Here is a 9633-nt window from a genome sequence, read left to right on the forward strand (position 1 = left end):
CGGTAAAGCGCGAGCGCCCAGAAATGCGGCGGCGTCCACACGAAAATGATCAGCACGAGAATCCAGGCGTCGGCGGGCACGTGACCGGTCACGGCGGCCCAGCCGAGCGCCGGCGGCATGGCGCCCGAGGCGCCGCCGATCACGATGTTCTGCGGCGTGGCGGGCTTGAGCAGCAGCGTGTAAATGATCGCGTAGCCAATGAAGGTCGCGAACGTGAGCCACATGGTGAGCGCGTTGGTGAACGTGTAGAGCACCCACATGCCGATGCCGCCGATCACGGCGGAGAAGATCAGGATCTGCATGCTCGTGATCTCGCCGCGCGCCGAAGGACGCCAGGCAGTGCGACGCATGCGCGCATCCACCTTCTGCTCGACGAGACAGTTGATCGCGAAGGCCGCACCGGCCGTGAGCCAGATGCCGACGGTGCCGCCGATCAGTTGCTTCCAGGGCACCATGCCCGGCACGGCGAGGAACATGCCGATGACCGCGCAGAACACGGCCAGTTGCGTGACACGCGGCTTGGTGAGCGCGAGATATTGGGAAATCCGGCTACCGGGTGTCTGGGAGAGGGTTGTACTTTCCATAGGGCGGGATCACACCGCAGCGGTATCGCGCGCAGGGAGAACGGCGCGGCCGGGGCGGCTACAGGCAATTCGAAAGTTTAGCACGACGACAAGAAGCAGCAGGATCGCCGCGCCACCGTTGTGCGCCACTGCCACGGGCAGCGGCCACTGCAGCACGATGTTGGAAAGTCCTGTCAGGAACTGGATCAAAACCACGATCAGAACCCAGTTTGCCGGCCGTCGCAACGAGGCGTAGCGCCGCAGCCGGAGGGCGAACCATACCAGATAAGCGATCACGACGAGCGCAAACGTGCGGTGCGTCCAGTGGATCGCGACGAGTGCGTCCTGGGTGATCACGTCGCCGTTGCCGTCCATGCCGAGCGCGCGCCAGAGGTGAAAGCCGTGATGGAAATCCATCGGCGGGATCCACGCTCCGTTGCAGGTCGGGAAATCGGTACAGGCGAGCACCGCGTAGTTCGTGCTCACCCAGCCGCCCAGCGCGATCTGCACGACGAGCAGCACGAGAGCCGCCAGCGCGGCCACGCGCCAGCGCGCGGCATCGGGCTCGAACGCGGGCAGCGGCGTCATGCGCGCCGCGAGCCACGCGAGCGAGCCTAGCAGCAAGAGGCCCAGCATGAGGTGCGTGGTCACGATGATGGGCTGCAGCTTCATCGTCACGGTCCAGGCGCCGAACACGCCCTGCACGACGATCAGGCCAAGCAACGCCGTGGGCCACCACGGCGACACATGCAGCGGCAGGCGCTTGATGCGCGCGCGCCAGGCAATGGCCATTTGCGCGATGATCAGCACACCGATGGCCATCGCGAAGTAGCGGTGGATCATCTCGATCCACGCCTTCGTCATGCTCACGGGGCCGCTCGGCATGGCCGCGTGGGCGGCCGCAATCTGCATGTGCGCGATGAACGGCGATGAAGTGCCATAGCAGCCCGGCCAGTCAGGGCAGCCAAGGCCCGAATCGGTGAGGCGCGTGAAGCCGCCGAACATCACGAGGTCGAGCGTCATGAACGTCGTGAGCCACACGAGCTTGCGAAACTTGTTGTCGTCCGCCTTCACCCAGACCCACGAGAGCGGCAGCAACGCGATGCACAGGCCAATCAGGCCCAGCTGCAGGATAAACATCTCTTTTACTCTTTACTGTCAGACCGCGCCGTGCACCTTAACCGATGCTCGACCACTTGAGGAGTTTAGTGACGTCTTGTTTGATTTTTGACGGATCGGGGTTCGCGGGGAACCGCATCATCAGGTTGCCATTCGGATCGACCATGTAGATGTGATCCGTGTCTTTCGTCGTGCCGGTGGCGGGCAGCCATGCGGCAACCGCTACGGGATCGGCGCGCAGCATGCGCGTATCGGCGTAAGCGCCCTTCACCTTCCCGGGCACGCTCGCGTCGTCGGTGCGCAGCCAGACCGTGACGACGCGCTCGCGCTCCGGGCCCTGCGTCGCGCGCACCTGGCGCATGAAGTAGAGCTTCGTCGCGCAAGTTTCGTCGCAGGCGCTGCCGTCCACCGAGATCAACAGCCAGCGCCCGCGCAGCGAGGCGAGCGGCACCTCATGGCCGTCCTCGCCCGTCACCGTGAGCGCGCCGGGAATTGGCCGCTGCGGCTCGATGAGCGCGCCATAGCTGGCCGTTCCGCCCTTCGGCTTGATCACGTAGTACGTGAAGTACGAGATCGCAATGGGCGCGCCGCAGATGAGCGCGATGATGATGAGCGTCCAGCGGCCGCGACGCCACGAGCCTTTGGCGGCATGCGCGGCGGCCGGCTGCGCGACCTGGGCGGAACGGGGGGATTGCGTCGACACTCTCGGGAAACCTCGTTTCTGTCGCTTTCAGTTGTCCATGTGCTGCATGCGCAGCGCCGATGTCCGGGCGATGTCGGCAGTGCTTTGATTCGTCCGATGGATCGTCAGGCGTCCTTCGCGCTGCCGTTGCCAGTTTCGCTGGCACGCTGCTTTGCCGCGCCTTCGGTGCGCGCTTTTGTCGCAGACTTGCGTGCGGCATAAAGCCCGAAACCGAGCGCCGCGAGCGCCATGCCCCACCACTGGAGCATATAGCCGTAGTTCCGCCCGACATCGGTGTCCGGCACCGGCCAGTCGCGCACGAGCCCGTCCTTGAAGGCCGGGACGAAGCCGGTTTGCTGGATCACGAACGGCTGCAGCGGCAACCCGGTTTCCGCTGCGTAAGAAGCGACGCCGAGATTCTGCCGTATCTTCTGATGCGCTGCAGAGCCGCCCGCACCGAGTTCGAAGGCGCGCGAGGCGTCAGCGCGCGCGATGCCCTCCACTTCGACCGGTCCCGGCGGCGTTTCGTAGGGCGCGATCGTGGCGCGGTCCGCAATGTTGCGCGGCAGCCAGCCGCGATTCACGAGCACGTAGCCGCCAGCCTCGAGTTTAAGCGGCATCACGACGTAGAAACCCGGCTGGTCGTTATAGGGACGATTGTCGAGATACACCACGCGCTCGGGGACAAAGGTGCCCCTCGCGCGCACGCGGTGAAACTCGATGGCCTTCAACGCGAGCGGCGCCGCACCCACGGTTTGCGGGCTGGACGACTCGTACTGCGTGAGCTGCGCCTGCAGCGCCTCCTTCTGATGCGCGCGGTCACGCTGCCAGAAACCGAGCCGGATCGTCACGGCCATCACGATCAGGATGAGCAGCGCGGGAACGAGCCGGATTTTCATTGGGCACGTCCAATGCGCGAGATCCGGATGATCGAACCCCGCTCCGCGCAGCGCGGTGCGATAATGAGACAGGCGTTTTCAGGCATGCCAAATTCCGTGAACTTCATGCACATACTCGTCCCGGTTGCATTCGCGCTGATCATCGCGAGCATGATCTCGGCGCTCTACTTCATGATGCACGACCGGGGCCGCACCAAGCGGATGGTCTGGTCGCTCGCCACGCGCGTGGGCCTTTCCATCTCGCTCTTTCTCTTCATCCTGTTCGCACACTGGATGGGCTGGATCCAGTCCACCGGGATTCCCTACGGCCGGTGAATCCGGCGCGCGGCAACGCTCGCAGCCCGGAAAACACGAGGCGCCGCCCGACCTGGTCGGCGCGGCGCCTTGTTTCGTTTTCCTCACTTGCGCCGCGGCGGCACGCGCGCGCCGCGCCCAGGTTACAGCCAGTACACGACGACGTAGAGGCCGAGCCACACCACGTCCACGAAGTGCCAGTACCACGCGGCGCCTTCGAACGCGAAGTGATGCTCGGCCGTGAAGTGGCCGCGAATGAGCCGGATCATCACCACCGTGAGCATCGTGCCGCCGAGGAACACGTGGAAGCCGTGAAAGCCCGTGAGCAGGAAGAACGTCGAACCATAAACACCCGAAGCGAGCGTGAGGTTCAGTTCGTTGTACGCATGGATGTACTCGAAGGCTTGCAGGCAGAGGAAGCACAGGCCCAGCACGACCGTCGCGGCGAGCCAGGCGATGGCCTTCGTGCGATGGTTGTCGCGCAGCGCATGGTGCGAGACCGTGAGCGTCGCGCCCGAGGAGAGCAGCAGCGCCGTGTTGATGGTCGGCACGGGCCACGGCGTCATCGAGCGGAAGTGCGAGACGAGCTCCGCGGGACCAGTGTTCGGCCACACCGCCGAGAAGTCCGGCCAGATCAGCTTGTAGTCGAGGCTGCCGAGCTGATGCATGGCGATCGCGCGCGCGTAGAAGAGCGCGCCGAAGAACGCACCGAAGAACATCACTTCGGAGAAGATGAACCAGCTCATGCTCCAGCGGTACGACGTGTCGACGCGCTTGCCGTACATGCCGCCCTCGGATTCGGCGATGGCGTCGCCGAACCAGTGCCAGAGCGTGAACAGCAGCCACAGCAGGCCTGCCGCGACGCCGATCGGCGCCCACGACTCGCCGTTGATCCACGAAGCGAGCGACGAGAGCATGACCAGAAGACCAATGGACGCGCTGATCGGATGCCGCGACGGATGCGGTACGAAGTAATACGGGCTATCGTTTTGGCCGCTCATGCCTGATTCTCCAGTTTCCAGTTGCTCCGGACACCGCCGGCTTTCTCTCTTCGGTATTGACTGCCTCGCACGCCGCGCTGCGTGCGCCCTTGACTACCTCACCACCGCGTGCACGATCAACAGCAGCACGCCGATGAACAGCGCGGCGCCGACGATCGCCGCGATGATCAGATGCACGGGGTGCAGGTTCGCGGCGTCGGCTTCGAGGTCGGCACGCTTGCGCACCCCGAAAAACGACCACGCCACGGCCTTCACCACTTGCACAAAGCCGCTCTTCTTTTTCGCCGGTCCTGCGCCGCCGCTTTCGTCGCTCATCCGTATCGCCTCATCACCCTGTCGCCGTGTACCGCGCGCGCCGCAAATGCATCATGAGCTTCACGCCCCGGCCGACTGCTTCGGCGCCGTCGGTACGACCGGCTTGTTCAGCTCGAAGAACGTATACGACAGCGTGATCGTCTTCACGTCTTTCGGCAGCTTCGGATCGATCACGAACACCACCGGCATGCGCTTCGTCTCGTTCGCCTTCAAGGTTTGCTGCGTGAAGCAGAAGCACTCGATCTTGCGAAAGTACTCCGTCGCCTGCTTCGGCGCATAGCTCGGAATGGCCTGCGCGTCGATCGTGCGTCCTTCGTTGTTCGAAATGTCGTACATCACCGTCATGACTTCGCCCGGGTGCACGTCGAGGCTCGTCTGCTCCGGCTTGAAGCCCAGCAACCCGCGCGCATTCGCGTCGAACTCCACCGACACCGTGCGCGTCATGTCCACCTGCGTGTTGCGCGCCTCGCGCGCGGTGGCGTCGCGCTGCACCAGATTGTTGATGCCGGTGATCTGGCAAATTGCGCGGTACATCGGTACGAGCGCGAACCCGAAGCCGAACATCAGCAGCGCCACGACGGCGAGCTTGATGAGCATCGACCGGTTCAACGCGCGATCGCTTCCTGCATCCGTGGACATCGGACTTCCTCGAACGGTCTTCCGGCAACGCGCCTTCGCGTCAATGGCCGGGGAAATACACCTGCTTGATGACGGCAGCCAGAAAGAAGGCCGCCGCAACGGCCAGCAGAATGAGGCCGAGCCGCAGATTGCCCGCGCGGATTTCAGCGGGCGTGCGCCTTCTTTGAGGATCCCGTTTCATACATGCAGCGCGGCTGGCCGCGGCATCTCCTTCAATCGTGATGCGCATCGTGAGTCGTTCCTCGTGCATGCGTCGATGAAGACCGCGGACTTCGTTCGCGTCCGGCGCGCTGCGTGCTTCGGCTTGTTTCTGCCTGGACTTCGTGCCGCGCGCGCAGCCGGACGCTTCAAGCCAACGGGTTATTCGACCGTCGGCGGATTCTCGAACGTGTGGAACGGCGCCGGGCTCGGCACGGTCCACTCGAGGCCGGTCGCGCCGTCCCACGGCTTGTCGCTGGCCTTTTCCAGCTCGCCGCCGCCGCGGTACGCCGGCAGCACCACCGCGAACAGGAAATACACCTGAGAAAGCCCGAAACCGAACGCGCCGATCGTGATCACCTGGTTCCAGTCGGTGAACTGTGCCGGATAGTCGGCATAGCGGCGCGGCATACCGGCGAGGCCGACGAAGTGCATCGGCAGGAACGCGAGGTTGAAGAAGATGAGCGAGCACCAGAAGTGGATCTTGCCGCGCGTCTCGTTATACATCCAGCCTGTCCATTTTGGCGCCCAGTAGTACCACCCTGAAAACAAGGCGAATAGCGAGCCCGCCACCAGCACGTAATGGAAGTGCGCCACCACGAAATACGTGCCGTGATACTGGATGTCGAGCGGCGCCATTGCGAGCATCAGGCCCGAGAGGCCGCCGAACGTGAACACGATCAGGAAGCCCACCGCGAACAGCATCGGCGTTTCGAAGCTGAGCGAGCCGCGCCACATCGTGGCGACCCAGTTGAACACCTTCACGCCCGTGGGCACGGCGATCAGCATGGTCGCGTACATGAAGAAGAGCTGGCCCGTGACCGGCATGCCGGTCGCGAACATGTGGTGCGCCCAGACCATGAACGAGAGGATCGCGATCGAGGCCGTGGCGTACACCATCGAGCTATAGCCGAAGAGCGGCTTGCGCGAGAACGCCGGGATCACCTGCGAAACGATCCCGAACGCCGGCAAGATCATGATGTAGACCTCGGGGTGCCCGAAGAACCAGAAGATGTGCTGGTACATGACCGGGTCGCCGCCGCCTGCCGCATTGAAGAAGCTCGTGCCGAAGTGGCGGTCGAACAGCAGCATCGTGATCGCGCCCGCGAGCACCGGCATCACGGCGATCAGCAGGTACGCGGTGATGAGCCACGTCCACACGAACATCGGCATCTTCATGAGCGTCATGCCGGGCGCGCGCAGGTTCAGGATCGTCACGACGATGTTGATGCCGCCCATGATCGACGAGGCGCCCATGATGTGCACCGCGAAGATCGCGAAGTCCATGCCGGGGCCCATCTGCGTGGAGAGCGGCGCATAGAGCGTCCAGCCCGCGGCGGTCGCGCCGCCCGGCACGAAGAACGAGCCGACGAGCAGGCACGCGGCGGCCGGAAGCAGCCAGAAGCTGAAGTTGTTCATGCGCGCGAAGGCCATGTCCGCGGCGCCGATCTGCAGCGGGATCATCCAGTTCGCGAAGCCCACGAATGCCGGCATGATCGCGCCGAACACCATGATGAGCCCGTGCATCGTCGTGAGCTGGTTGAAGAACTCGGGACGCATGATCTGCAGGCCCGGTTCGAACAGCTCTGCACGAATGGCGAGCGCCATGACACCGCCCGAGAGGAACATCACGAACGAAAAGATGAGATAAAGCGTTCCGATGTCCTTGTGGTTCGTCGCCAGCAACCAGCGGCGCCAGCCGTGGGGCGTGGCGTGCGCGTGGTCGCCGTGCACGTGGCCGTGCCCCCCAGCAACATCGTGTCCGATGCTCGACATGACTTTTCTCCTGTCGATCGCGCTCAGCGCTTCAGTGCCGACTGCGATCTCATGCAAAGTAATTGCGAAAGCGAATTGCTTTTGCGTCTCTTGTTGCAGCGTTTGCCTGCTTCTTATGTGCTCGCGCAGCGCCTGTCGTGCGTGGGGGCCCGCGCTTGTCCTGCGTTCTTCACCCGCCTTGCGGCCGGCTTGCCTCGTGCCCTGTCAGGCCGCCGGGCTGATTTCCACCCGGCGCGCTTCCTTCGCGTTCGCGCCGCCCGTGACCGTTTCGGGCTTCTTCAGAATGATGTGGTCTTCGGCGATACCCGCCGCCTTCAGCGCGTCACGCACGGCTTGCGCACGATGCTTCGCGAGTTCCTCGTTCGTGTTGGCATTGCCGCTCGCGTCGGTGTAGCCCGAGAGCGTGAACTTCGCGTCGGGGTGCGCCTTCGCGTAATCGGCTGCGGCCTGGATGGCGTCCTTTGCGTCGGCGGGCAGCGTGCTCTTGCCCACCTCGAAATACACGCTCGCCGGTAGCGCCGCCGTGCTGCTTTGCGCCGCGCCCGAAGCCTGGTCTGCGCTTGCGGCGGTCGCTCCGCTCGCTGCGCTCGCTTCGGTGGCGCCGCTCGCCGCGCTGGCCTCCTGCGCCCCGCTCGCGGCGGCTGCGCCCGCCGCCGCGGTCTGTTCGCCGCCTTCGGGCATCCTGCCGTTGCGCGCGTCGGCCACCTGGCGCGGCTGCAGCACGTCGCCGGTGTGGTTGCCCCAGGAATTGCGCTCGAACGTGACGACCGAAGCGATCTCGACGTCGTTCAGCGTGGGCGCCCACGAGGGCATTGCATTCTTGCCATGCAGCACGATGCTCACGTGCTCGGCGATCGGGCCATTCGCGACCTTGCTGCCGTCGAGCGCGGGGAACGCGCCCGCGCCCTTGCCGGTGGGCTGGTGGCACACCGCGCAGTTCGCCATGTAGACCTTCTCGCCGCGCTCCTTCAGTTCGGCGAGCGTGTAGGTCTTGTTGGGATCGTCAGCCGCGGCGGACATCTTCGCCTTTTGCGTCTGCACCCACTTCGCGTAGTCGTCGTCGGAGAGCACCTCGACCACGACCGGCATGAACGCGTGCTCCTTGCCGCACAGCTCGGTGCAGAAGCCGCGATAGGTGCCGACCTTTTCGGCCTTGAACCACGTGTCGCGCACGAAGCCCGGAATCGCGTCCTGCTTCACGCCGAACGCGGGCATGTACCACGAGTGCACGACGTCGTTGGCCGTGGTGATGATGCGAATCTTCTTGTTGACCGGCACGACGAGCGGGTTGTCGACTTCCTGCAGGTACGTGTCGGTGATCGGCACCCGGTTGTTGACCTCGGAGCGCGGCGTGCTGAGCGTGGAGAGAAAGCTGATGCCCTCGCCCGGCCCCTTCACGTAGTCATAGCCCCATTTCCACTGGTAGCCCGTGACCTTCACGGTGAGGTCGGCGTTCGAGGTGTCCTTCATCGCGACGACGGCCTTCGTGGCGGGCAGCGCCATCAGCACGACGATGATGAACGGCACCACCGTCCAGATGATTTCGACGGTCGTGCTCTCATGGAAGTGGGCGGCCTGATGGCCCTTCGATTTACGGTGCGCGTAGATCGAATAGAACATGACGCCGAACACACCGACAAAGATCACGGTGCATAGCAGCAGCATCATCATGTGGAGGCTGTAGAGCTCTTCGGCGATGCGCGTGACGGGCGGCTGGAGATTGATCTCGTTCACCGCTGGGCCGCCGGGGCTGTCTCCGACCGCGAGTGCCGCGCCGGCGACGAGGAATCCGCTGCACGCCAGCACGCCCTGGAGGGCTCGCTTGATTGTTTTCATAGCTTCCTTACCCATAATTTCCATTCAAACCCTCGACCCCGCAGGAAGGTTTTGCAACCAGGGCGCCCCCTGGGACGCACGCCATCTCACGCGCAGCGCCTCAACCCGCGCGCGCAAGCCAGGTGCGCAGTTCCCGCGCGAACTGCGCACGCCGATATTGCGGCAGATGCAACCCGACAGCGACCGCCTGGCCGCGGGACACGAGACGCACCGGGTCGCGTGGGGTAGCGCCCGGCTCGACCCGGACCCAGCGGGGATTGAATTCGAACTGCGTGAGCGCGTCGGCGCTCATCTGCTCGATCACCAGCCGG

General features: G+C 64.5%; 12 protein-coding genes. 1 reads left to right on the plus strand and 11 read right to left on the minus strand.

All coding sequences use genetic code 11. The annotated features are described in order from the left end of the window. From VMJ11_RS33565 to VMJ11_RS33580, 4 genes are all read right to left on the minus strand, one after another. A partial coding sequence (locus VMJ11_RS33565; protein WP_325625453.1) for a protoheme IX farnesyltransferase occupies positions 1–584 on the minus strand: 584 nt, incomplete at its 3' end. A 9-nt stretch (positions 585–593) separates the two neighbouring features. Next, positions 594–1703 (minus strand): COX15/CtaA family protein, encoded by a 1110-nt coding sequence (locus VMJ11_RS33570; RefSeq protein WP_325625455.1) that lies wholly within the window; start codon positions 1701–1703, stop codon positions 594–596. 37 nt (positions 1704–1740) lie between these two features. Next, positions 1741–2385, minus strand: coding sequence for a cytochrome C oxidase subunit I (locus VMJ11_RS33575; RefSeq protein ID WP_325625456.1), 645 nt, complete (start codon positions 2383–2385; stop codon positions 1741–1743). A 104-nt stretch (positions 2386–2489) separates the two neighbouring features. Further along, a complete protein-coding gene (locus VMJ11_RS33580) occupies positions 2490–3263 on the minus strand; it encodes an SURF1 family protein (RefSeq protein ID WP_325625458.1) in 774 nt (257 codons plus the stop codon). Positions 3264–3368: 105 nt separating this feature from the next. Between VMJ11_RS33580 and VMJ11_RS33585 the strand changes: the two genes are divergently transcribed. Further along, positions 3369–3578, plus strand: coding sequence for a twin transmembrane helix small protein (locus tag VMJ11_RS33585; RefSeq protein WP_028201826.1), 210 nt, complete (start codon positions 3369–3371; stop codon positions 3576–3578). A 122-nt stretch (positions 3579–3700) separates the two neighbouring features. Here the strand turns inward: VMJ11_RS33585 and VMJ11_RS33590 are convergent, their stop codons facing one another. The 7 genes from VMJ11_RS33590 to VMJ11_RS33620 all read right to left on the minus strand — a co-directional run. Next, entirely contained in the window at positions 3701–4558 is an 858-nt protein-coding gene (locus tag VMJ11_RS33590) for a cytochrome c oxidase subunit 3 (protein WP_325625460.1), read from the minus strand. A 93-nt stretch (positions 4559–4651) separates the two neighbouring features. Further along, on the minus strand, positions 4652–4873 hold the full coding sequence (locus VMJ11_RS33595) for a DUF2970 domain-containing protein (protein ID WP_325625461.1): 222 nt from the start codon (positions 4871–4873) through the stop codon (positions 4652–4654). Positions 4874–4933: 60 nt separating this feature from the next. Continuing rightward, positions 4934–5512 carry a cytochrome c oxidase assembly protein gene (locus VMJ11_RS33600; protein WP_325625462.1) on the minus strand — a complete coding sequence of 193 codons (579 nt, stop codon included), beginning with the start codon at positions 5510–5512 and terminating at the stop codon, positions 4934–4936. 40 nt (positions 5513–5552) lie between these two features. Further along, positions 5553–5693: a cytochrome oxidase small assembly protein gene (locus tag VMJ11_RS33605; RefSeq protein ID WP_325625469.1), complete on the minus strand. Its 141-nt coding sequence runs from the start codon at positions 5691–5693 to the stop codon at positions 5553–5555. 179 nt (positions 5694–5872) lie between these two features. Continuing rightward, entirely contained in the window at positions 5873–7486 is a 1614-nt protein-coding gene (ctaD, locus tag VMJ11_RS33610) for a cytochrome c oxidase subunit I (protein WP_325625464.1), read from the minus strand. A gap of 204 nt (positions 7487–7690) precedes the next feature. Continuing rightward, positions 7691–9346, minus strand: a complete 1656-nt coding sequence (coxB, locus tag VMJ11_RS33615; RefSeq protein ID WP_325625466.1) for a cytochrome c oxidase subunit II — start codon at positions 9344–9346, stop codon at positions 7691–7693. A gap of 76 nt (positions 9347–9422) precedes the next feature. After that, a partial coding sequence (locus VMJ11_RS33620; protein WP_325625468.1) for a DUF2244 domain-containing protein occupies positions 9423–9633 on the minus strand: 211 nt, incomplete at its 5' end.

The organism is Paraburkholderia sp., from assembly GCF_035501035.1.
Classification (GTDB): Bacteria; Pseudomonadota; Gammaproteobacteria; order Burkholderiales; family Burkholderiaceae; genus Paraburkholderia.